Consider the following 22,215-nt stretch of genomic DNA (forward strand, 5'->3'; position numbering starts at 1 on the left):
GGGCGAAACCTCCACATGAAACGTGCCTTACTATTTTAGTGGTTGGTAGTCAAGTATCAGATGGAGCCTTACCGGCTCCGTAGTGTCACACGACGGGGGTTTGCCCCCGTTCTATCCCCTTTGCTCGGCCACGTATGGACAGCTACTGGTCGATAGCTGGCCGTACCACCGACTGCGGGAGATCTGTGCTGATCCCCGAAATCACGCTGTCTGACGACTCGACGTCCAGCGGCGGAACGGGCCAGACGGAGCATCCGGTCATCCGCTCGATAACGTTCGGATTCGTTCGCTCTGCGGTCGTCGCGCCTTCGTACTCGTTGAGAACGACACCGACGACCGGCACGCCTCTCTGACGGAGCGCCTGCACCGTCAGCGCCGTGTGATTGAGCGTTCCGAGCCCCGAACGGGCGACGACCAGCGCGGGAAGCCCGACATCCGAAACGAGGTCGATGACCTCCCGTCCGTCCGCGAGTGGGACGCGCAGGCCGCCGATACCCTCGACGACAGCCGTCTCGCTTCCTGCCACGACATCGGCGACCCCGTCGCGGATCGACTCGTAGGAAAGCGTGACGTCGTCGTTTGATTCCTTCGCAGCTACGTCCGGTGCCAGCGGTGGCGACAACCACTTCAGACAGACCGCGGCCTCGGTCGTACCGCAGACGGACTGGACGAACGCCGCGTCGTCATCGGGCGGATGCCCGGTCTGGCAGGGTTTGACGGCGACTGCTTCGGTCCCCTGCTCCCGCAGCCAGCCCGTCAGCCCGGCGGTCACGACCGTCTTGCCGACGCCGGTGTCGGTGCCGACGACGAACACACCGTCCTCGGCGATGTGGCCGGTCTCGCGGTCAGGGCCCGAATCCTCGCTCGTATCGCTCATAGCACGCCCACCTCTGTGCCGGCGGTTCGGAAGGCGTCGAGACACTGCGCGATGTCGTCGGCGGTGTGTGTCGCCATCGGCGCGACCCGGATACGAGCGGTCCCTTCGGGTACCGTCGGTGGCCGGATCGCAGGGGCGACGATACCGTGGTCGCGCAGTCTATCGGCCAGTTCCAGCGCGTCCCCGCGGTCACCGACGACGACCGGGAGGATATGCGTCTCGCCGAGCACCTCGTAGCCCATCGTCTCCAGCCCGTCCCGGAGGGTGGCGACAGTGTCCCAGAGTTCTGTCGCGCGGTCGGTCTCGCGAGCGATTCGCAGCGCTTCGCGGGCCGCCGCGGCGTTCGGTGGGGATAGCCCGGTCGAGAAGACGAACGACCGCGCGGCGTTCAGCAGATACTCGATAAGCGTCTCGTCGCCGGCGATATAGCCGCCCTGGCTCGCCAATGCCTTCGAGAGCGTGCCCAACTGCACGTCGACGCGGTCGCTCAGCCCCTCGCGTTGTACGACGCCACCGCCGCTGTCGCCGAACAGTCCTGTCGCGTGGGCCTCGTCCACCATCAGCCACGCGCCGTACTCGTCGGTTGCGTCACAGATGGCTGATAGCGCCGCGATATCCCCGTCCATCGAGAACACGGAGTCAGTGACGACGAGCCACTGTTCGTCCCCGGGCGCGTCCGCCGCTCGCCGTTCCATTTTCGCACGTAGGTCGTCGGCGTCGCAGTGGTCGTACACCACCGTCTCGCTCGCTCCGACGCGACAGCCGTCGATAATCGAGGCGTGGTTCAGTTCGTCCGAAAAGACGATATCCGGGGCCAGCGCGTCGATTGTTCCAATATTGGCCGCGTATCCCGACGAGAACACCAACGCTCGCTCGGCCCCTTTCGAGGCTGCGAGGTCACGTTCCAGCGCCCGGTGGACCTGCGTGTCACCGGTGACCAGCCGCGAAGCCCCTGCCCCGGTGCCGACGGTCCGTGCGCCCAGTTCCGCCGCTCGCTGGACCCGGCTGTCGTCAGCCAGCCCGAGGTAGTTGTTCGAGGCGAAGACGACCATTTCGTCGCCGAAATCCGGTGGTTCGCCTTTCGGGTCGTCAGCAAAACGAGTCCGCGCTGAGACGGATTCGGTGACTTCCAGATGCCGGCGGAGGTTCTGTGCGTCGCGCTGTTCGAGTCGGTCGTTCAAATCGAAGCCGTGAGTCATGAAAACAGAATCAGGCTGCCTCAGAAGCCGGGCATCAGGTCGGCGGGGCCGAACACGCCGTAGTGGCCGGCGCGGTTGTTCCGGACGCCGGCTTTCAGGTAGCCAAGCGCCGGCCCGTTGACGTTGGCCTCCATGCTAGTTACGTCGTCCAGTTCGAAGGTGTTCGTGCCGGTCTCTCCGTCGAATGTCGTACCCGTCACGCTGACCGTCGTGGTGGTCGGTTTCTCGTCCGAGCGCACGTCGAGGACGCCGCCGACGTGGACGTCCTCGGCGTCACAGATGCCGGCCCGCTCAAGCAGCACGTCGTCGGCGTGCTCCATGTCGTGGAACTCCAGCACGCCGTCGTGGTCGTCGATGAGTGCCTCGATTTCGGCCTCGCTCATCTCGCGGGCCGTCTCGATGTCGTAGCCGTCGAGGTGGGCGATGTCCTCCCGGACCGTGCCGCGGTTGTCCTCGTAGCCGGACTTGAGACCGACGCCCCACCAGATTTCGACCGCCTCGACCTCGACGAAGGACTGGGCGGCCAGGGCCGCCGCGCCGGTGAGGAAGCCGGGGGTCGCACCGGCCCCGCAGACGAACGTGATGCCCGACTCTTTCAGTTTGTCCTCGCGGTCGTCGAGCATCCCGATGACCCGGGACCGCTTGAGCACGTCAATCATGACGCCCTCGTAACCGGCCTCGGCGAAGCGCTCGGCCACGCGCGGGATGAAGTCGTGTTCGAGGTTCGGGAGCGCCAACAGCACCGCGTTGATGGCATCGCTCTCGGCGATAATGTCGTCAATGGGCGTTTCCGTCGGTTCGCCCTGCGTACTGGCGACGATGCCGGCCTGCTCGCCGTGCTGTTTGACGCCGTCGGCTTTGGCGGCGGCCGCGCCGCCGTCGGTCGCAACGTCGTCGGGGCCGTCATCTTGCGGCCCGCTCGCAATATTACCCTCCGTCGACTCCAGCAGTTCGTCCACATCGAGACCGTCGTGGTCGATAGCCACGCCGTTGCGGTCACAGGCTGCGACGGCAGTGAGGCCGTCCTTGTGCTGTGAGACTTCGAGCGTCCGCCGTCCGATGCCACCGGTTCCAAGCACTGCAAAGCGTATGTCGTCCATTGTCAGTCGTCGGATTTGAGTTCTGATTTGGTCTGTGCTGTCCCTGCCGCCGTCTCGGTTTCCGTCTCGTCAGCCGCGCGTTCTTTGACCGCTTCGGGGTCGAACTCGTTGGCCTCGGTGTTCGGTTCAAGCCCGGCCTCCGCCATGATTTCGAGGTCGTCGGCCGCCGTCTGGCCCTCGGTTGTGAGATAATCGCCAGTGAGGATACCGTCAGCACCGGCCTCCAGCGCGGCCACCTGTCCGTCCGTGTCGAGGTTGACCTCGCGTCCGCCGGTGAGGCGCACGCGGGACTCGGGGTGGAGCAGGCGGTACACCGCGATGGTCTTGACGACCTCCTCGGTCGTGATGTCGGGCAGCCCCTGTTCGGCCATGGGGGTGCCAGCGACCGGGTTCAGGATGTTGACCGGGAGCGAGGAGATACCGATGTCCTGCAGAGCCATCGCCGCATCGACCCTGTCTGTCGGCGATTCACCCATCCCAAGTATGACGCCGGCACAGAGGTCCATGCCGGCGTCTTTGGCGACCCGGAGCGTCTCGACCCGCTTCTCGAAGGTGTGGGTCTGAACGACCTCCGGGAAGTATCGGGGTGATGTCTCGATGTTGTGATTGTAGTGGTTGAGCCCCTCGTCGGCCAGAATCGCGGCCTCCTCCTCAGTCAGGATACCGAGGCTGGCGTCGACCTCAACGTCCGTCTCGTCGCGAACGAGGCGAATGGCTTCGAGGACTTCCGCCCACTCCTCGGGGCGGTTCTCCTTCGAGACGCCCTTCTCGGCGACGACGATACCGAACCGCTGTGCGCCGTCGCGTTCGGCGCGTTTTGCGGCCTCCAGTATCTTCTCCGGGCCGAGAAAGCCGTAGTTGTCGATGCCGGTGTCGAAGTGGACAGACTGGGCACAGAAGCCACAGTCCTCCGCGCAGTTCCCGGCTTTGGCGTTTACGATCGAACACGCGTCGACGGTGTCGTCACCCAGTTGCGTACGAACGTAGTCGGCCCCGACCGCCAGGTCGTCGACCGGCTGTGCGATGAGAGCCAATCCGTCCCGTCGATCGAGGCGTTCGCCGTCCAGCACGCGTGCGACAGCGTCGTCTACCGTTTGGTTGCCCGTCTCGTAAACCACATACTCGCTGTCGGTTGACGGTTTGATAAAGATTCGGGTGGGTCCGGCGACGGACGTGTCAGTCGCGGGGGTACCGTTTTACCAGCCCCGATGCTACAGGCTCACATGGCTGGTTCGACGGAGACGGCAACCGAGCACGCCGCCGAAGACGGCCACGAACACCGGAGCCGATGGCCGCTGCTAGCTGCAATCGGTGCTGCGTCGCTGTACCTGGGCGTCGGGTTGGTGTTTGTCGGGCTCGACCTGGTCCCGTCTGTGGTCCCGATTGTACTCGGCGGCGCTGGTGCGATTGGCTTGCTGACTGGACTCGCCGGGTGGGCCAACGAGGCGTTCATCGCCGATTACGTCCGGAACCGCGGGGACGGCGATTCCGACCTGTACGCCACGACGATGGTTCTGTTTCTCGTCTCCGACGTGGCGACGTTCTCCGCCGGTTTCATCTACTACGCCTTCATTCGGGCCGGGTCGTGGCCCCCGGCCCACCTCCCGCCGTTGCTTGGCTCGCTGGTGGTCATCAACACGGCGCTACTGCTCGCCAGCAGCGTGACGCTCCACTACGGGCACGAGGCGCTCGAAGGCGGGAACCGGCGGCGGTTCCTCGGCCTGCTCGGGGTGACGCTCGCGCTCGGCGTCGTCTTCCTCGCCGGACAGGTGTACGAGTACTACGAGTTCGTTGCCGTCGAGGGATTTAGCATCGGCTCCGGTGCGTTCGGAAGCGCGTTCTATGGCCTGACCGGTCTCCACGGCCTCCACGTCGCGCTTGGCGTCCTGCTGCTCGCTATCGCCTTCGGGCGTGCGCTCCGGGGCCATTACACGCCCGAGCGAGACACGGCTATCCGGACCACGTCGCTGTACTGGCACTTCGTCGACCTCGTGTGGGTGTTCCTCGTCGTCGTGCTGTACGTCGGCGCTGCGCTCTGATTCCGCCGTTGCGGGCATGAAACCGCTATTTCGACCGGCCGGCCCGCTGATCCAGCCGTACCAGCCGCCGGTACAGCGGCGGAGCCAGGACACCGAGGAACCCAAGCGCAATGGCGAACACGCCGAGCGGGAACTGGAGCGGGAGAGCCGCGAAACACGTATTTTCGGCGACGAGGGTGACGTAATACTCTTCGCCCTCGTAGGTAACGATGGCTCCGCGGCGGAAGGCGTCGGCGTTGGGCACGTCACCGACGACCTGCTCCTCGCCAACCGGGTCGTCTACGGCCGTCAGGAACGCCGTCTGTTCGTCCGGGGAGAGGTCGTCGAAGGCCAACTGCGGGAGCCGCGGTCCCGGCTCGTCCCCGCCGAACCGCTCCGCCGTTGCTTCGGGTGATTCGACACCGATGGTCGGGTTCCCGCAGTTCTCCAGGTCCGGCTCGATAATCGCGTAGCCGCCGGGCACGGCTCCGGCGATACCGACCGCGATGAGCAGGACGCCGACGAAGGGCGCGAGATACTGAAAGACGAACGAGTCAGCGCCGTCGCTCATCTGTCAGCCGCCCCCGTCGGTCCGTGTCCGAAGCGACTCGTCGGATTTGAGGTACTGGAAGGTCACAGTCAGCCCGATGCCGTACGCCCAGTGGGAGACGAGCACGAAAGTGAGATACCCGACGAACGCGAGCCCGCTCTGCCCGGTGTAGAACGCGATGGCGAACCCGCTGGATATCAGCGTCGCGAACACCAGCCCGGTCTCGAACAGCAGCCGACCGGGGAGGTAGTCGGAGAACGCAAGGAACAGGAGCGGCCAGGTGACGGTCCCGCCGACGAGGAAGAGGGCGGCCCCGATGGCCGGGCTCGAAGGCAGGCCGACCAGTTCGGCGATTTCACTGAAGGAAACCGGGTCGAGGACGCCGATGAGTATCGCCGTGATGAGTCCGCCACTCATCAGGACCGTGCCGACAAACCCGCCGGCTGCGGCCATCCAGGCGTTCCGGGAGACGGTCTCGGCGACGGTCCCGACGCCGCCGGCCAGTCCGGTCGGCTCGGCTTCAGGGGCGTAGGAGCGCCGCGTCGTCTCGGGCTCGGTCGGCTCCATATCGTACTTGTCCATCATGTGCTGTTCGAACCACTGCCACTCTCGGGTGAACTGGCTCGTCGCCTTCAAGCCCCACGGGTCCGTCGTCGACACGGGCGTCCCCCGCCAGTAAGAGACGAGCATGTTGTACAGCCACAGCAGGGCGCTCAGGCCGATGATGTAGCCGCCCACGGTCGCGATCTGCTGGGCGAACTGGTACTCCGGCGGGTAGATGGCCTGTCGTCGCGGGAGCCCAAGCCCGCCGATGACAAGCAACGTCATGAACGTCACGAACGAGCCGAAGACGATCAGCAGCGCCTGGAATCTCGCCATCCGCGTGTCGTACCACCGGCCAGTGATGAGCGGGTACCAGTAGTAGCTCGCGGCGATCATCAGGAACGGGATGATGCCGACGACGATGAGATGGAAGTGGCCGACGACGTAGTAGGTGCCGTGATAGAGGATGTCGATCGGGATAACTGCGAGGAACACGCCGGTGACGCCACCGATGATGAACGTCCCTATCCCGCCGGCACAGAGGATAAACGGCGCAGTCAGGCGGATGTTCCCTTCCCACATTGTCGTGATCCAGTTGAACACCTTGATCGCGCTCGGGACGGCGATAGCGATGGAAACCGCCATGAACGACAGTTTGACCCGCGGGTCCGCGCTCGTCGTGAACATGTGATGCGCCCAGACGCCGAAGGAGAGGACGCCCAGCCCCAGCGTCGAGTAGACGATGAACTGGTAGCCGAACAGTTTGCGGCCGACGAACTTCGGCAAGATCAGGCTCATCAGCCCCGTTGCCGGGAGGAAGAGGATGTACACCTCCGGGTGGCCCCAGAACCAGAACAGGTGTTGCCAGAGGATAGCACCACCGCCTTCCGTCGCAAAGAACGTCGTCGCGAGGTTCCGGTCTAGCAGGAGCATCACGAGCGCGCTCCCCAGCAGTGGGAACGCGAACAGTGCAATCCCGCTCGTGACGAGCATGTTCCACGAGAAGATATCGAGGTTCGCCCAGGTGACGCCCTCGCCGCGCTCGTAGACGATTGTGGTGATGAAGTTGATAGCGCCGACCGTCGTGGCGATGCCGGAGAGATGCAAGCCGAGCAACAGCAGGTCTATCTGTGGATTGGGCTGTTGCACGGACAGCGGGGCGTACAGCGTCCACCCGATACTCACCTCGCGCATCGTGAGGAAAAACCGGATGGCGTCCGCCGGGAGCACGAGATTCAGAATCTGGCCGAGTACCTGAATCATGAGTCCCATCCGGACCATAATCAGCGCCGGCGGGAGGAGCCAGAACCCGATAGCGTTGACCCGCGGGAACGCCATGTCGTCGGCCCCGATGAGCAGCGGCAGGACGTAGTTCCCGATGCCGAAGAACACGGGCAGGACGAAGAATATCAGCATCGTCAGGCCGTGGGTGGTAAACAGCGCGTTGTACGTCTCCGGCGTCCAGATGTCCGCCGGCGGCGTCAGCAGTTCCGTCCGGAGCATCATTGCATCGACGCCGCCCCACAGACCGGCGGCGGTGCCAAAGAAGATGTAGAGCAGACCGATATCGCGGTGGTTTGTCGTCGTCAGCCAGCGGTACACTTCGGACTGGATTCGACCGATCTCAAACTCGATCTCCTCCCGAGTCGTGTAGCCGCCGTCGCTCTCGGGTCGCGCCTTTCGCCGCTCCCGGACCCACACGAAAAGCACTGATAGCGCCAGCACGGCCAGGGCGGTCCCCTCGACGATAGCCCTGTTCAGCATCTGTGTGTAATCGGTCGTGTCGGAACGGTTGCTCGTTTCGTCATGCTACACGTTACCAATCTCTGACACGCCCACGCTGATAAAACTACGCTGGGAACCTGGGTCCAGTAGCGGTCACCCCTCAGCTAGCGCTGCTTTGGGCAAGTTATTTGACACGGCGATTGGTACAGTGTGACAATGCGTCTCCGACGACGCGTGATTCAGGCGGGCCTTGTCGTGGTCGGGCTCTCGCTACTTGCTGCCCCAGCCACAGCGCAGTCGGTCAACAGGGCGGCTATCGACGACCTCAACGAACAGCTCCTGTACGTCGCTCTGCCGTTGACGTTGTTCGTCGAACTCACGCTCGTGTACGTGATCTACCGGTTCCGGAACAACGACGACCCGCAACCGACGGTCGACGACCCGGCGCTAGAGGTGACCTGGACGGCCGCGACGGGCGCAATACTTGTCTTCGTCGGGATCTCGGCGTTCGTGGTGATGGCTAACCCCTACATCACGCCTGCAGCGGCCGAGATATCCGCCGACGAGGGGGACGCCTTCGCGGACGATACGGAGATAGACGTGCTCGCCTACCAGTGGGGGTGGGAGTTCTCCTACACCGAGGCGAACGTCACGACTGAAGAACGGCTGGTCCTTCCAGCGGACAGGAACGTCACGTTCAGGCTGCGGACGACGGACGTGATCCACGCCATCTACGTCCCGCAACTGGGCGTCAAACAGGACATCTTCCCCGGCCGGACGATAACGGCCCGAACGCACGCGACCGAACCCGGCGAATACCGGCTGTACTGCGCCGAGATGTGCGGGGCCGGACACAGCAAGATGAACGCCACTGTCGTCGTCAAGAACCAGTCCGCCTACGACGCCTGGATGGAGAATCAGACGGCTTCGGCCGACTACCGGACTGCTGAGTAGGCGTGAAAAGCGTCAGTACAGGTCGTCGAGTTCACCCTCGGTGTGGCTGTGGGACTCAGCCGGGAACTCGCCGGATTCGACGGCGTCGATGTACTCGTCGACGGCGTCGGCGACCTCGCCGCGAACGTCACCGAACTGCTCGGCGAAAGGCGGACTGGACTCGGAGAGGCCGACCACGTCGGTGAACACGAGCACTTGCCCGTCACAGTCGCCGCCGGCCCCGATGCCGATGGTCGGGATATCGACGGCCTCGGTGACCTGGGCGGCGAGGTTGGCCGGTATGTGTTCGAGCACCAGCGCGAACGCGCCGGCGGCCTCGTGCTCACGCGCGAGTTCGAGGATCTCCTCTGCCTCCTCGCGGCCGGTCGCCTGCCTCGTGTAGCCGGTCTGGTTCACGCTCTGTGGCGTGAGTCCGAGGTGGGCCATCGTCGGGATGCCCAGCTCCGTCAGCCGCTCGGTCAGCTCGACGGTGTGTGGCCCGGATTCGAGTTTGACCGCGTTCGCGCCCTCTTCTTTCAGCATTCGCCCGCAGTTCTGGATGCTCTCGCTCTCGTCCGCCCCGAAGGAGAGAAACGGCATATCGGCGACGACCAGCGCGTCGTCCGCACCGCGTGCGACCGCTCCGACCCGTGAGGCCATCTCGTCGAGCGTGACCGGGAGCGTGTCGTCGTGGCCGAGGACGGCGTTCCCCATACTGTCGCCGACGAGAATGACGTCCACGCCGGTGTCGTCAACGATGCTCGCGGTCACAGCGTCGTACGCTGTCAGCATCGTGATCGGCTCCTCACCAGCCATCGCCTGCAGGTCCCGGACAGTTGGCATATCCGAGCGGGGGCGCGCCTGCGCCTTACCTGTTCGGGTTGCGCAGTTCGCTCGGGAAACCGCAAGGTGCTTGCCGTACCTAGCTGTACCATCAGCCGTGCCAACAGTCGAGAAGACGGACCCGGACGGCGTGGACTTCGGGTGGGTGATGCAGGTCACGTTCGTGACGACGATCCTGGTCGGCTCGCCGCTCGTCGTGCTCGCGTCGACCGCGGTCACGCTCCAGACCTGGACCGCGCGGGCGATGTTCGCGGTCCGCGTCGGCGCGCTCATCTGGTTCCTGACGGCCGTCTGCGTCTACCTCTACGCGCGATACCGGGCCTGATCGAACTCGCTCGCCCACTCGAACGCCATCCCGGCCCGCCGGGCGGCCGTCGCGTCGCTCTCTGAATCGCCGACGAACACGGCCGCGCCGGGGTCGACCCCGATTTCTTCGGCAATCGCCAGCAGACCCTCCGGGTCAGGTTTCGGTGACTCGACGGTGTCACGGCCGACGACCGGCCCAACGTGACTGTCGAGGTCATGGACAGCCAGCGCGGCCCGACACGCCTCCTCGGCGTTGAGCGAGCAAACGCCGACGGGAACGCTGTGTGGAAGGCCGTCGGCGAGGGCCAGTCGCTCCGACTCGTGCGCACCGGTCCGCTCGTGGTCGGTGATGGCTGCTTCGACGGCGTCACGGTGGCCGGTTTCCGAGGACAGCGTCAACATCTCCCAGAGGTCGCGGTTCTCGGGGTCGACGTTTCGTTCCCGCAGGACCGTCGCGACGTCGCTGGTCACCGTACCCCAGTCGACAGCCAGCCTGACGAGCGTCCCGTCGAGGTCGTAGATGACGGCGTCGTGTGTCACATCAAACGATAGGGGCGACGCCCGCAAAACCGCTTCGCCCCCTCGAACTCACTCCAGCAAGTCTTGTGCGATAATGTTCTGCTGGATTTCGCTAGTCCCCTCGTAGATGGTAGTCACCTTCGCATCGCGGTAGAAGCGCTCGACTGGGTAGTCCGTCGTGTAGCCGTAGCCGCCGTGGATCTGGATCGCCTCGTTGGCCACGTCCACCGCCGTCTCGCTCGCGAAGTACTTCGCCATGCTCGCCGCCGCTCTCGCTCGCTCGCCGCGTTCCAGTTGCTGTGCGGCCTCCCACGTCAACAGCCGTGCCGCCTGCACGTTCGTCGCCATGTCCGCGAGCTTGTGCTGAATCGTCTGGAACTCGCTGATCGGCTGGTCGAACTGCTCGCGCTCCTGTGCGTAGTCGAGGGCCTCGTCGAGCGCGGACTGTGCGAGTCCGACGGCCTGCGCGGCGATGGCGACCCGACCGGTCGTCAGAATCGACAGCGCCGCGGCCAGTCCCTTGCCCTCCTCAGTCAGTTGGTAGCGCTTGGGGACCCGGACGCCATCGAACTGGAGCGCGGTCGTGTCGCTCGCGCGGAGCCCGAGCTTGTCCTCTTTCTCGCCGACGGTGAGCCCGTCGGTGTCTTTCGGCACCAGAAACTGCGTTATCGAGTCCGGGTCGTCGGGATCGGTCTTCGCGAAGACGATGACGACGCCCGACCGCTTGCCGTTGGTAATCCACTGTTTCTCGCCGTCGATGACGTACTCGTCGCCGTCCCGCCGGGCGGTGGTCGACATCTCCCGCGGGTTCGACCCGGCCTGTGGCTCCGAGAGCGCGAACGCGCCGACCGGCCGGCCGTCGGCCATGTCGGGGAGCCAGTCGTCCTGGACCGCTTCGGAGCCGAACTGGGCGATACACGATGTCGCGAGGCAGTGGACCGACAGCGCCGTCGCGACCGCGAGCGACCCGTACGCGAGCTCTTCGTTGACCAGCGCGTACGTCGGCTTGTCGGCGTCGAAGCCGCCGTATTCGGCCGGTGTCGTCAGCCCAGTGATGTCGATATCCGCGAGCCCGTCCCAGCACTCCTCGGGAAAGGACTGCTCGCGGTCGGCAGCGGCGGCTTTCGGACGGATGTCCTCGACGGCAAACTCTCGAACGGTGTCGCGGATGGCTCGCTGCTCGGCGGAGAGATCCATACCGACCGTTACACCGGAGTCACGAAAATATTCGGGGTCAGTTGGACTCGACGAGGTCGATGTCGAGGTACTGTTCGAGTGCCTTGATCGTCGACCCACCGACGTTCGCCTGCGTCGCGCGCCCCTGCTCGACAGCGAGGATGTCCGCTTCGTCGAGTTCGAGTTCCTCGGCCAGTTCGCCCGTCTGGAGGCCCTCGTCCTGACGCGCCTCCGTCACGCGCTCGCCGTACTCGCTGACCAGATACGGGAGCTGGTCGTCGTCGTAGTCGGCCCCGTCCTCCCAGTGAGACGTGTCGGCCTGCTGTGCGTCCTGCATCTTCGCCGCGTTCTGTGCGGCTTTGCGTTTCCGGTTCTGCCCGTCGCGCGAGCTGTCACTGCCCGTCGTTCGCTCGTTTTCCCCGTGGTCACGCGCACAGCTGTCACACACCTGGAGGGTCGCACCAGCGACGTTCGCGGTCTGGAGGTCGCCGCCGTCGCTACCGCAGAGCTCACAGCTCCCGCCGGCGCTATCGCCACCACTGCCGGTCGAGTATTTGGCCATGCCCCCCGTAGCGGTTTCGTGATATTTCAAACGTCCGGTTCGCGCGAGTGACACACCCTCCCGGGGCGGGTCTAAACGAAAGCGCTTTTATTGACCCACCGGGAACGGTTGAATGCACTCAGCAAGAGCGCGCGTGGGTAGCCAAGCCAGGCCAACGGCGCAGCGTTGAGGGCGCTGTCCCGTAGGGGTCCGCCGGTTCGAATCCGGTCCCACGCATTCTCTGAGCGCGAACATATCGTGAGCGCTCTGCATATCGGTCGGAGCGAATTCGAACCTTGCGAGGAACGCGCAGCGAACTGTTGTGAGCGAGCATTTCTTGCTCCGGTTCGAATCCGGTCCCACGCACTCTCAGAGCGCAGGTGCATTCCCTTGGGACTGCACCCACGCAAACTTACTTCGGACACAACGCTTCCAGAGCGCTCGCTGTCCCGTCTCTCGTCAAAATAGATGACCGCGAGCCTGAGCGAGCCCACTCCTCGCTCACCGCATCTCGTCGAGCGCGACCGCGTGCTCGATGTCGACCGAAATCCAGTGGGTGGGGAGCTCGTCGTCCTGATCGCTGAAGACAGTGAGCTCTGTCGGATTGTCCGCGTCGTCAACCGCATAGTCGAAGCGAGCCGATCCCGCGGGGCGAGCAGACGAATCACGGAGTGGGTCATACACCGACATCGTCAGTCCCTCGTTTGAAACGACGTGGACACTCCTCATAAGCGGCAGTTGTGATTCCTGCGGTGTGAGAATCAGCCAGTAGAGGCGGTGGATGCTATCGCCCCAGTAACTGTTCGGGTAGAGCGGTGTGCGGGACCGGATTCGAACCGGATGGAGACGGTCGGCCTCGCGTTGCTCGGCCGCTGCGACTCCCAGGGTTCGGAATCCGCTGGCGATTCTGCTGCTCGCGGTTTGCTCGCAGCAAGAATGCGCGGGACCGGATTCGAACCGGCGGACCCCTACGGGATAGCGTCCTAAGCGCTACGCCTTTGGCCTGGCTCGGCAACCCGCGCGCACCAGTCGGTATCCGCGTTGGCATCAAGAACCCTTCGCTTGCGGGCGACGAAGGTTTAGGTAGGATGGGGACCAACGACGCTGTATGTACCGCGCCAGTGACCGAATCGAGCACGACGAGTGGCTCTCCGACATCGAAGCCGCGTCGGACAGGCTCGACCTCGGGACGGAGGCGCGGTCCCACGCGGTCGACCTGTTCCTCTCGACAGTTCCCGAGGAAGACCGGTCGAAACAGGCGACAATGGCTGCCAGCGTGTACGTCGCCGCGCTGGTCGCCGGCGAGGAGCGGTCCCAGTCCGCTGTCGCGGAGGCGACTGGCGTCTCCCGGTTGACGATTCAACAGCGCTGGAAGGACCTGCTGGAGACGGCCGGGCTGGAAGCGCCGGGCTGGTAGCTACGAAATGTTCTGACGGCCGGTGCGGTTCGGCGTGAGGTTCCCGTGTTCGTCGATTTCGCCCTCGACGATCCGGGTCGAAGAGATGATGTCGCCGTCCTCGGCGCGGACGTGCGGGACGACTTCGATTTCGAGCGGGTCGTGGCCCCGCTCCTCGCGGATTTCGTTGATTCGGCGGCCGCCAGTCTCCGTCTCGGGCGAGACGACGAGCGTATCGAACTGCGGCTCCGTGGCGATACCGGTCGGCTCGGTGAGTTCCCGGACCGCCCATTCGCGCTCCTGGTCGGCGGCGAGCATCGCGAGTTCGTCGGCGAGTGCAGATTTCCGTTCGCTGAACGGCCGAACGTGGCGCTGGTCGTGGCGCGTCTTCGGCGCGAGGTCGTCGCTGGTGAGGCCAACTGTCACGTCCCCGAGTTCGAATGCGCGTTCGAACAGCGCGCGGTGTCCGTCGTGAATCGGGTCGAACGTTCCCCCCAGCGCGACATTCATATCCCGGGCAACGGCGCGGGTAGGTTTAGTAATATCGACTCGCGAAACGGTCGCCGGAGCCGGCTTTGACTACACAGCGGGACCGTCGTCTTCGTCCTCGGAGTCGCCCGCATCGTCGCCTGCTTCCCCGCTTGCATCGGTGTCGGTGGCGTCGTCGTCCGCGTCCTCGACCGAAATCGTCACGGGCTCGTCGTCGGGTTCCAGCGTCGTTTCGCCGCCGATGTGGTCGTCGAGGTTGAACACCGTGTTCAGTTCCGACTGGATGTCACCGACGATGGTGTTGACGAGGTCGCTCGGCGGAATAGCGCTGTACTCGTAGGGGTTGTTGCCCGCACCGTCGCTCTCACGCTTCTGGCGGGTCACGACCTCCTCCTCGGTGAGCGCCGCCAGGGCCTCGCGGACCGTGCTCGGATACAGACCGGTCCCCTCAGCTATCTCCTCGCTGGTGCTCTCGGAATGTTGTCGCAGGTGGACGTAGATCCGCGCCCGCGTTTCCGTGTCGAGCACCCACGCCAGCAGTTCGACGATCCCTTCGTCGAACTGCTCGACCGCGCGGTCCGCCTCCTGTTCGATTCGTTCACGGACATCGCCTGTGTCCTCGGGGTCGTCGTGATCGTTGTCGTCTGCAGACATGCGTTGTCTCTGTGAGGACAAAAGCTACAGCTGGATAAAAACCCTTGGCTCAGACTCTCCTGTCGCTCCGCAGTATCGAGCAGTCAAGTCCGGCCGCGGACGACAGCCCAGATCAGGACAGGCGAAGCGAGTCAGCGAGCGCCATGACGCCCTCCTCCGCACGAAGCCGGCGCTGTCGCTCGGCGCCGCTTTCGCGGTCGTACAGCTCCCACAGTCCGTCGATACCCAGCCGGTCGCTTTCCATCTCGACCAGTTCCTCGACCGAGCGCGTCGTCGAGAGGTCACGCGATATCAGTTCCGCGGACTGGCCGTGGCGGATCGCGCGCCACTTGTTCTCGTCGAGGAACTCCCGGCGGAGTCGCCGGTCGGACTCCCCGTCTTCGTAGCGCTCGGCGAGATCGACGACGAGTTCGCGGACGTACTCGACGAAGGCCAGCACCCGGTCCGGGTCGGCTTGCCCGTCCGGAGCACGTACCTCGACAGTACCGTGGCCGGAATGGGGCCGAACGTCGAACCAGAGTTCGCCGCGGTCGTCGATACTGCCAGTTTCGAGCATCCGCCGTTCGTAGGTCTCGAAGGCGTCGTAGTCGTCGAACGCCGTCGGCATCCCAGTGTTGGGCAGGCCCTCGAATATCTTCCCGCGGGCGGACTGCAGCCCGGTGTCGAAGCCGTTCCAGTACGGCGAGTTGGCCGACAGCGCAAGCATCAACGGGAGATGCCAGCGGAGTTCGTTCGCCACCCAGACGGCCTTGTCGGCGTCGTCAACGCCGACGTGGACGTGCAGGCCCGCGGTCGTGTTGCGGTGCTGTGGGTACTGGATTCGGTCTAGCTGGGACTTGTACCGGGGCTTCTCGGCGTGTTCGAGTTCGCGCCACTTCGCCAGCGGGTGCAGGCCAGCGGCGGCGATACCGAACCCGTTCGCTTCGGCGTGGTCGACCAGCGCATCCCGGACTGACCGAAGATGCTCACCAGCGTCGGTCGGGTCGTCGATACGCGGCGTCTGCGTCTCGATAACGCACTTGAACAGTTCGTGGTCGAGCCGACCGTCGAGAACCGCAGGCGGCTCCGTCTCGTAGACGAGTTCGTCCGTGCCAGACGTCGGGCGACCGAACTCGTCGACGACGTAGAACTCTTCCTCGATGCCGAGCGTCCCCATCCGGGTAAAATGCTCGGCAGATCCCGTCGCGTCCATTACTCAGCACATCGGAATCGACCCGGTAAAGCCTTCCGTCCCCGCCCGCTCAGCCCGCACAACTGGATTCCGTCTCGGGCGATTCTCGCGGGCGGTACCAATCCCAACTAGTCCTCTCGCGGCCGGGCAACGATACCGAGGTGGTCCTCGTGGAACGGGTCCAGACGCGCCGTCTCAAGCAGTTCGTACTCAGCGCTGAGTTCCGTACGCACACTGTCGAACACGGCGTCGGGGTCGGCGGTCACGTCTTCGCTTCTGGCTTTGATAGCCGCGAGGAGTCGCCCGTCGTCAGTCAGGAACTGTTTGTTGAGCGTCGCCACCCGAGCCTGCCCCCTGGTCGCCACGTCCTGCACGACGACGTCGACCGGTTCGACGACGTGGGCGTAGCTCTCGGGCTTGCGTGCGTCCTTGAGCAGCGGGAAGAGATTCCGCCGGCTCTCCGCGGCGTCCAGCAGTTCCCGCACGGGCCGGGGCGCGAACTCGACGGCGTAGGTCGGGCCGCCGAAATCAGCGACGTGACTCACGGTCGTCCCGGCCGCCGCGCCGAGGTACAGGACGGTCTCGCCGCCCTCCAGACCGGTGTCCATCCCCTGTTCGAGCATCGCGCCGAGCTTCGAGCGGTGCGGGTCCCACCGCCGCCAGTCGCCGTCGGTCCGCTCGCCGTACACCGGCTGCCCCTGCGTGGCGAGGCTCGTCTCGCCGTCGAAGTCGTGGCGATCGACGCCAGTCGGGAGCGTCATTCGTCGCCCTCCTCGGCCCGCGCCTGAATCCGTTCGATTCGTTCGTCGAGTTCCGCCTGCAAGTCCGGCCGGCGGTCGCCGCTATAGTGGTCGATACGGGCGGCAATCGAGAGCTTTCCGGCGAATGCCCGCGCTGCTGACCCGCGGTCCTCACGACGGGTCCCGCGCACATACTCGTGTGTGAAGATGACGCCGTGTTTCGGCGACGGCGCGTTCCCTTTGAGGTGGGCGAACAGCGCGTCCTCCGCACCGAGAACCTGCACCGTCCCGCTCGGTTTCTTCGCCAGTGCTTCGAGCCCGCCGGCCAGTGAAATCAGGCGGGCCGCAAGCACTGGCCCGGCCAGCATCGAGAGGTTCGGCGCGACGGCGGGCGCGGTCCGCTCGATGTACGCCCGGAGTGAGTCCGCCTCGTCAGCTAGCTCGGCCGTCTGTTCGGCGAGTGCCCGGAGTGCGGTGTCTCCCTCGTCCTCGTCGGTCCGGTCGGCCAGCGAGCGGGCGTACTCGACGCCGCTCCCGCTGTCACCGTGCCGGCTCCCGCCCCACTCGGCGACCCGCTCGGCGAGTTCGTTGGCCGTCCGCTCGCAGTCGGCCATCGCCCGGACAGCGTGGACGAGCTGCTGATCGTCAGCGCCCTCCCGTTCGGCGACCGCCGCGCTGGTGGCCGCCATCGTCACCTCGTGCAGGCGGTCGTAGTAGGCCGCTTCGTCGTCAGCGAACCCTGCCTCGACGGCCTGCTGTGGCCAGTCCTCCGGCGTCTCGGCTCGCCCGGCCTCTATCTGTTCGACAGCGGCCGCGTCGTCGTCCGGGTCCAGCCCGGCGAACCACCCGTTGCTCATAGCCGTGTGTGTACGCCCGACGCGAAAAAGTGACCCGGTTAGCGCCTGCGAAACGCGTCGGATCTCGCTTTCGATCCGGCCTCAACGCATCCCTGGCGGCGGACCACGGTCCCGCGGGTCGTCGTCACCGTCGTCCTCTTCGAGGTCGATACCGGCCTCCTTGCGTCGGCGAATCACTTCCTGCAACTGCCGATAGTAGTACAGCGTCCCCACGACGCCGATAACGGTGGCGATGGCCGACAGGCCGCCGAACAGCCACAGGTCGCGGTCGAGGTAGTACCGGACGACGATCTGGTCGGAGGTCACCTCGTCCCAGCGGATGACCTGCTGACCGTCGACAGTCTCGGACTCGTAGCCACCGGGACTGATCCGCGAGAGGAACGGAATCCCTGCCCCGGTATTAGGCGGAAGGACGACCGTGTACGAACCGTCCTCGACGAGCGTCGGTGAGCCAAAGCGCTTGCCGGTCCGAGCGACCGAGTAGCCCACCTTTCCGGAGACGTTCCCGGAGAGATTGACTGTCGTTCGCTGGCGACTCTCCGAAGCGCTCAGCGAGGAGTTTGCGGGGCTAACGACTGTCCCGTTCGCGTACCGGAACCGAAGCGCACTGATGGGGACGCTCCGCTCGCGCCCGAGGCCGTCGACGGTGTACACGTCGAACGTCGTTTCGTTTTCGACGGCGTAGACGGCAGTGTACTTCGACTCCTCGATGACGATTGTCCCGTCAGCGGAGGTGTTCCAGTCGTAGCTCGCGTTCTCGTTCAACCGCTCCGGGTCGACCTCTTCGGAGCCGAAGAAGCCGCTACACCCCGAAAGGGCGACCAGTGCGAGAACGGCGACCAACAGGAGGTGACGGCGTTTCATAGCTCGAAAGTCAGGGCACGATTGCCAGCAGCTCCGACGGCATGTACTGCCCGATGTCGGCGAGCAGCCCCGGCGGGTCGGTGTCCGGGTTGCAGATGATGCTCTGTTCTAACAGGCCGATTCGTTCGACAGTGACGATGTCCTGTGCGTGGCCGGCGCGGTTGACCGTCGCGCGTGCCTCAGAGCGCGTGACGCTGTTCGCGTTGATGCGACCGTTGTCGCCACGGGTCCACTCGTACAGGCGGTCCTGCTCGACCTCCGCGAGGCGTGCTGGGTCGCCGGCGACGAACCGGAGCGGGAGGTGCTGGACCAGTCCGAACCGTTTCCGGATCTGGGTCGGCGTCCCCTGCCCGAGACCGAGCTGATCGGCCGGAATCCGGACCGTCTGCCCGAAGCCGACGTCGAGGACGAACCCGTCCTCGTCCCAGCTATCGAGCGTTCCGACGTACGTCTCGCCGTCCTCGTGGTCGGCGACCATCTCGCCGAACTCCTCGCGCAGCAGGTTCTTCGCGACGGTCTCGTCGGGGCCGTCGACGGTCACCGTCGGGAACTCGTCGTCCCGGAGGCCGATGTCGTACTCCACGTCGAGGTCACCGAGTTCGTTGCCGACCATCGAGCGCAGTCCGTCGAGCGTACGGTCCCGGGCGTCGCCGGCGACGTACACTTTTGTACCGAGAACGACCATCAGGCTTCCACGTCCACGTCAGCGTTCAGTTCGTCTCTGAGCTCGTCGATGCGGTTCTCCATCGCGGTGACGAGACGGGTGTTCTCCATCGTCTCGACCTGGTTGCCACATTCGGGGCACTCGAAGCCGAACTCCATCGCCTCGCCGAACTCGAAGCGGATGCCGCAGTGCTCACAGAGGTAGAACTCGTTTTCCCGCTCGTACTCGCGGCGCTCTTCGAGGCCGTCGAGCAGGCGGTACATCTCCTCTTGCAGTTGTTCGGGGATCTTCTCGTACTGGAACGTCCAGAGGTACGTGAGCCACCCGGAGTCCTCGTCGCGGAGCCGGCGGTACGTCGCCAGGTCGTTCTCGTAGAGGATAAACAGCGCTCTGCGCACGTCGTTCAGTTCGAGCCCGAGCTCCTCGGCCAGTTCCTCGTCGGTCACTTCGCCGTCCGGCGGCGCGGCGGCGACCGGCATCCCTTTCGGTCCGACCAGCTCGTGGAGGTACTTCTGTATGACGGGGTCCTCCAAGAGTTCCTCAAAAGCCATTACCCGCACATCCGGGAGTCATGTGGTTAAAACCATCGGGTCGTACTCTCTCGAACGCTGACGCAGAGGGCGGGGCCATGATGCTGTCGGGGAGTTCCCGATGTGCCTGCAGACGGGCAACAACGACGGACAGCAGTCGCTTCTTCGTTCCACTGAAACCGAAAGCGCCGTTTCAACTGCGAAAAACCGCTATTCGATTTTCTCGACCGAGGTCCGACAGGAGGAACAGGTCTCTTTGTCGATAGCGACGAAGACGGAGTCACAGGAGGGGCACTCGTAGAGATTCGATTCGGGTTGGTCGGCCGCGTCCGTACCGCTATCGCCGGCAGAGCTGGCCTGAACGCGTTTCTCCGTCACTGTTCCGGCCTGTGGTCCGTTGTCCGACTGCCGCTTCCCACCCGATAGCGCGTCCGATACGGATTTTTTGATTTTGTCTAGCATCGCGAGTTGTTACAATATACTAGTCACTTGTATTACTTTAATAGCTGTGATTTCCCAGACAGTGACAACTCTAGTCGGTTTTCCCCTGACGAGCTGTCAGAGGCCGTCGAGCGGTCGCGGCGACGCCTGTTCGTATTCGATAACGTCGAACCCGTCGTGGGACTCCCGGGTCAACTCCGTCCATTCCGCTCCCAGGTCCGGGAAGTAGCGGTCCCCATCGTTGTGCTCGTGGATGCGGCTGAGGAAAACCCGGCTTGCGAACGGGAGGAACAGGTCGTACACCGCCTCGCCGCCGATGACGTAGGTGATCGGTGGCGAGTCGCCCGTTCCAGTGACGTCACCGCTGAACGCCTCAGTCGCGCCGGCGCGGGCGGCAGCATCGACGGCTATCTGTGGCGTCGTGGCGTACTCGACCGTCTCCGAGTCGGCGCTCCGGCTGTCGTCACTCGTCAAGACGACGGTGTAACAGTCCGGGAGCGGGTCCATCGAATCGAACGTCCGGCGGCCGAGGATGACCGGGTGGCCCGCGATGCGGTCCTTGTACTGGCGCACGTCCTCGGGATAGTGCCAGGGGACGCCGCCGTCCAGGCCGATGACGTTGTTCTCGTCGGCTGCGACTACGAGGACCAGTTCGGTGTGGGGTGCTGTCATTTGTAACCAAGTGCCTCCAGTCGGTCGTCGAGCGCCCCGGCGAACTGTGTGTCGGACGCGTCCTCGAACTCGGTGTATCCGTCGAGCGGCGTCGCGATATCCACATCGGCGTACCGGTCGCTGTCGAAGTGGTTCCGGACGACAGCGGCGTCGATATCGCTGTCCTCGGTCGTACCCCCACAGCCCTTGATGACAGATTCGTGGGCGCTGTCGCCCCACGCCGCCCGCTTTCGGACCTCGTCGCCGGGCCGGTCGTGGTAGACCAGCCGGGCGTGCTTCGCAAAGGGTGCGGCGTCGCCACAGATCCGTTCGGCTTCCTCACGCATCGCCGGGCCGACGGGGGCCTGGGACGCGACGACGGTCCCGTTCGGCGAGGCGAAGGCCGGGCCGTCCGCGTTGCCGTCGCCGAGCGCCATCGCGCGGACGGCGTCGGGGAAGCGGCTGAGCGTCGCCAGATCGGTCACGCGGTGTCCGTGCCGCTGGCCGGGGGCACGGACGACGAGCGGGACGTGGTACATCGCGTCGTGGGTCCCGATACGGTGGCTGACGGCCGGCGGTTCCTCGGGAATCGCCGTCGGTTCGCCGAAGCCCTCGCCGTGGTCACCGGCGAAGACGACCAGCGTGTCGTCGAGGACGCCCTGCTCGTCCAGTCCGCGGATGAGCGTCTCGAAGATGGCGTCGGCCTGCCGGACCGCGCCGTCGTATATCTGTTCGAGAATGCTGGCAAAGCCAAGCGACAGGTTCCCCGAGAGGAACTCCCAGTGCCACTTGAACCCCATCGACTCCTGGAGTTCGCGGGAGCGCTCGTCGCTCCACTCGTCGTACTCGGCGAGCGGTTCGTACGGGCGGTGTGTGTCCATCAGATTGATGCAGGCGGCCCACTCGCTCTCACGCTCGTCAATCCACTCCAGCGTCCGGTCGGCGTACCAGAAGCCGTTTGGCCAGTCGCCCAGCGAGCCGTTCGTCTCGTAGGCTGAGTCGTACTGCTCGGGCGAACCGACGGCGGTTTGAAACACTTCGTCAAGCCCCGACTCGTGGTCAGTCAGGAACGGATTGTCGGAGAACAACCCCGTGTCATAGCCCGCTGCTGCCAGTTCCTCGAAGATCGTGTGGCCGGCGTCGAGTCTAGCGCTGTGGTCGACGCCGTGTTCGTGGACCTCGTGGCCCGTGAACAGACTGACGTGGCTGGGGACGGTCCAGTTGCTCGGGCTGCGAGCCTGCGTGTACACCGTCGCCTCCTCAGCGAAAGCGTCGAGAAAGGGCGTCGTCTCCCGGCGATAGCCCAGGACGGAGGTGTTCCGGGCGCGGAGACTGTCGGCGACGACGACCAACACGTTGTGACGCGACATCTGCACCACAGTTAGCGTCGAGCGATAAAAGGCCCGCGGCACAACTGCGTGGGTATCG

The 22,215-nt window shown here is 65.0% G+C and carries 26 protein-coding genes and 2 tRNA genes; 5 read left to right on the plus strand and 23 right to left on the minus strand.

The annotated features are described in order from the left end of the window. Positions 1 to 142: 142 nt before the first annotated feature. From bioD to bioB, 4 genes are read right to left on the minus strand one after another with little or no spacing between them, the layout of a single operon-like run. A complete protein-coding gene (gene bioD / locus VI234_RS14685; protein WP_008309169.1) occupies positions 143 to 877 on the minus strand; it encodes a dethiobiotin synthase in 735 nt (244 codons plus the stop codon). Next, positions 874 to 2,076: an aminotransferase class I/II-fold pyridoxal phosphate-dependent enzyme gene (locus VI234_RS14690; RefSeq protein WP_336330435.1), complete on the minus strand. Its 1,203-nt coding sequence runs from the start codon at positions 2,074 to 2,076 to the stop codon at positions 874 to 876. The genes bioD and VI234_RS14690 overlap by 4 nt, the downstream gene beginning before the upstream one ends. 20 nt (positions 2,077 to 2,096) lie before the next feature. Beyond that, positions 2,097 to 3,176, minus strand: a complete 1,080-nt coding sequence (locus VI234_RS14695; RefSeq protein WP_336330436.1) for a transcriptional regulator — start codon at positions 3,174 to 3,176, stop codon at positions 2,097 to 2,099. A gap of 2 nt (positions 3,177 to 3,178) precedes the next feature. After that, positions 3,179 to 4,294 (minus strand): biotin synthase BioB, encoded by a 1,116-nt coding sequence (gene bioB, locus VI234_RS14700; protein ID WP_336330437.1) that lies wholly within the window; start codon positions 4,292 to 4,294, stop codon positions 3,179 to 3,181. A 105-nt stretch (positions 4,295 to 4,399) separates the two neighbouring features. Between bioB and VI234_RS14705 the strand changes: the two genes are divergently transcribed. After that, positions 4,400 to 5,215, plus strand: coding sequence for a cytochrome c oxidase subunit 3 (locus VI234_RS14705; protein WP_336330438.1), 816 nt, complete (start codon positions 4,400 to 4,402; stop codon positions 5,213 to 5,215). 25 nt (positions 5,216 to 5,240) lie between these two features. Here the strand turns inward: VI234_RS14705 and VI234_RS14710 are convergent, their stop codons facing one another. Next, positions 5,241 to 5,765: a hypothetical protein gene (locus VI234_RS14710; protein ID WP_336330439.1), complete on the minus strand. Its 525-nt coding sequence runs from the start codon at positions 5,763 to 5,765 to the stop codon at positions 5,241 to 5,243. Positions 5,766 to 5,768: 3 nt separating this feature from the next. After that, positions 5,769 to 8,051: a DUF6789 family protein gene (locus VI234_RS14715; protein WP_336330440.1), complete on the minus strand. Its 2,283-nt coding sequence runs from the start codon at positions 8,049 to 8,051 to the stop codon at positions 5,769 to 5,771. 177 nt (positions 8,052 to 8,228) lie between these two features. Here VI234_RS14715 and coxB point away from each other — a divergent pair, with 177 nt between their 5' ends. Next, a complete protein-coding gene (gene coxB / locus VI234_RS14720; protein WP_008309184.1) occupies positions 8,229 to 8,966 on the plus strand; it encodes a cytochrome c oxidase subunit II in 738 nt (245 codons plus the stop codon). Between the two features lie 12 nt (positions 8,967 to 8,978). Here coxB and panB read toward each other — a convergent pair whose 3' ends face one another. After that, the gene (panB, locus tag VI234_RS14725; RefSeq protein WP_336330441.1) at positions 8,979 to 9,788 is read right to left on the minus strand and encodes a 3-methyl-2-oxobutanoate hydroxymethyltransferase; all 810 of its coding nucleotides are present in this window, start codon (positions 9,786 to 9,788) and stop codon (positions 8,979 to 8,981) included. A gap of 97 nt (positions 9,789 to 9,885) precedes the next feature. Here panB and VI234_RS14730 point away from each other — a divergent pair, with 97 nt between their 5' ends. Further along, entirely contained in the window at positions 9,886 to 10,113 is a 228-nt protein-coding gene (locus tag VI234_RS14730) for a DUF5822 domain-containing protein (protein ID WP_005534398.1), read from the plus strand. Here the strand turns inward: VI234_RS14730 and VI234_RS14735 are convergent. From VI234_RS14735 to VI234_RS14745, 3 genes are read right to left on the minus strand one after another with little or no spacing between them, the layout of a single operon-like run. After that, the gene (locus tag VI234_RS14735; RefSeq protein ID WP_336330442.1) at positions 10,092 to 10,634 is read right to left on the minus strand and encodes an HAD family hydrolase; all 543 of its coding nucleotides are present in this window, start codon (positions 10,632 to 10,634) and stop codon (positions 10,092 to 10,094) included. The genes VI234_RS14730 and VI234_RS14735 overlap by 22 nt on opposite strands. Before the next feature lie 48 nt (positions 10,635 to 10,682). Further along, positions 10,683 to 11,810 (minus strand): acyl-CoA dehydrogenase family protein, encoded by a 1,128-nt coding sequence (locus VI234_RS14740; protein ID WP_336330443.1) that lies wholly within the window; start codon positions 11,808 to 11,810, stop codon positions 10,683 to 10,685. 37 nt (positions 11,811 to 11,847) lie between these two features. Next, positions 11,848 to 12,351: a helix-turn-helix domain-containing protein gene (locus VI234_RS14745; RefSeq protein WP_008309193.1), complete on the minus strand. Its 504-nt coding sequence runs from the start codon at positions 12,349 to 12,351 to the stop codon at positions 11,848 to 11,850. A gap of 131 nt (positions 12,352 to 12,482) precedes the next feature. Here VI234_RS14745 and VI234_RS14750 point away from each other — a divergent pair. After that, positions 12,483 to 12,567, plus strand: a tRNA-Leu gene (locus VI234_RS14750). A 264-nt stretch (positions 12,568 to 12,831) separates the two neighbouring features. On the opposite strand, the gene VI234_RS14755 is transcribed toward VI234_RS14750, so the two are convergent. Further along, positions 12,832 to 13,059 (minus strand): DUF7511 domain-containing protein, encoded by a 228-nt coding sequence (locus VI234_RS14755; RefSeq protein ID WP_239642278.1) that lies wholly within the window; start codon positions 13,057 to 13,059, stop codon positions 12,832 to 12,834. A gap of 208 nt (positions 13,060 to 13,267) precedes the next feature. After that, positions 13,268 to 13,352 (minus strand) — tRNA-Leu (locus tag VI234_RS14760). A gap of 86 nt (positions 13,353 to 13,438) precedes the next feature. On the opposite strand from VI234_RS14760, the gene VI234_RS14765 reads away from it, so the two are divergent. Then, the gene (locus tag VI234_RS14765; protein WP_008309195.1) at positions 13,439 to 13,747 is read left to right on the plus strand and encodes a transcription factor TFIIB; all 309 of its coding nucleotides are present in this window, start codon (positions 13,439 to 13,441) and stop codon (positions 13,745 to 13,747) included. Here VI234_RS14765 and VI234_RS14770 read toward each other — a convergent pair whose 3' ends face one another. The 11 genes from VI234_RS14770 to VI234_RS14820 form a co-directional block, all read right to left on the minus strand. Continuing rightward, a complete protein-coding gene (locus VI234_RS14770; RefSeq protein WP_008309196.1) occupies positions 13,748 to 14,236 on the minus strand; it encodes a phosphopantetheine adenylyltransferase in 489 nt (162 codons plus the stop codon). Positions 14,237 to 14,305: 69 nt separating this feature from the next. Then, positions 14,306 to 14,869 (minus strand): winged helix-turn-helix domain-containing protein, encoded by a 564-nt coding sequence (locus VI234_RS14775; protein WP_336330444.1) that lies wholly within the window; start codon positions 14,867 to 14,869, stop codon positions 14,306 to 14,308. A 112-nt stretch (positions 14,870 to 14,981) separates the two neighbouring features. Beyond that, positions 14,982 to 16,061 carry a glutamate--cysteine ligase gene (locus VI234_RS14780; RefSeq protein ID WP_008309198.1) on the minus strand — a complete coding sequence of 360 codons (1,080 nt, stop codon included), beginning with the start codon at positions 16,059 to 16,061 and terminating at the stop codon, positions 14,982 to 14,984. Positions 16,062 to 16,168: 107 nt separating this feature from the next. Continuing rightward, positions 16,169 to 16,801: a fibrillarin-like rRNA/tRNA 2'-O-methyltransferase gene (locus VI234_RS14785; protein ID WP_336330445.1), complete on the minus strand. Its 633-nt coding sequence runs from the start codon at positions 16,799 to 16,801 to the stop codon at positions 16,169 to 16,171. Beyond that, positions 16,798 to 17,637 carry an NOP5/NOP56 family protein gene (locus VI234_RS14790; RefSeq protein WP_336330446.1) on the minus strand — a complete coding sequence of 280 codons (840 nt, stop codon included), beginning with the start codon at positions 17,635 to 17,637 and terminating at the stop codon, positions 16,798 to 16,800. The genes VI234_RS14785 and VI234_RS14790 overlap by 4 nt, the downstream gene beginning before the upstream one ends. Before the next feature lie 81 nt (positions 17,638 to 17,718). Beyond that, complete coding sequence (locus tag VI234_RS14795) at positions 17,719 to 18,501, minus strand: DUF5803 family protein (protein WP_008309202.1); 783 nt, start codon at positions 18,499 to 18,501, stop codon at positions 17,719 to 17,721. Positions 18,502 to 18,511: 10 nt separating this feature from the next. Beyond that, positions 18,512 to 19,186 (minus strand): DUF2110 family protein, encoded by a 675-nt coding sequence (locus VI234_RS14800; protein WP_008309204.1) that lies wholly within the window; start codon positions 19,184 to 19,186, stop codon positions 18,512 to 18,514. Continuing rightward, positions 19,186 to 19,716 carry a transcription factor E gene (gene tfe / locus VI234_RS14805; protein WP_008309207.1) on the minus strand — a complete coding sequence of 177 codons (531 nt, stop codon included), beginning with the start codon at positions 19,714 to 19,716 and terminating at the stop codon, positions 19,186 to 19,188. The genes VI234_RS14800 and tfe overlap by 1 nt, the downstream gene beginning before the upstream one ends. A 189-nt stretch (positions 19,717 to 19,905) precedes the next feature. Beyond that, positions 19,906 to 20,157, minus strand: coding sequence for a hypothetical protein (locus VI234_RS14810; protein WP_008309209.1), 252 nt, complete (start codon positions 20,155 to 20,157; stop codon positions 19,906 to 19,908). 96 nt (positions 20,158 to 20,253) lie between these two features. Next, on the minus strand, positions 20,254 to 20,808 hold the full coding sequence (locus VI234_RS14815; protein WP_336330447.1) for a dihydrofolate reductase: 555 nt from the start codon (positions 20,806 to 20,808) through the stop codon (positions 20,254 to 20,256). Continuing rightward, positions 20,805 to 22,157 carry a sulfatase gene (locus VI234_RS14820; RefSeq protein WP_008309212.1) on the minus strand — a complete coding sequence of 451 codons (1,353 nt, stop codon included), beginning with the start codon at positions 22,155 to 22,157 and terminating at the stop codon, positions 20,805 to 20,807. Before VI234_RS14820 ends, VI234_RS14815 begins: the two co-directional genes overlap by 4 nt. Positions 22,158 to 22,215: the final 58 nt, after the last annotated feature.

The sequence above is a fragment of the Haloarcula sp. CGMCC 1.2071 genome, from assembly GCF_037078445.1.
Taxonomy (GTDB): domain Archaea; phylum Halobacteriota; class Halobacteria; order Halobacteriales; family Haloarculaceae; genus Haloarcula; species Haloarcula amylolytica.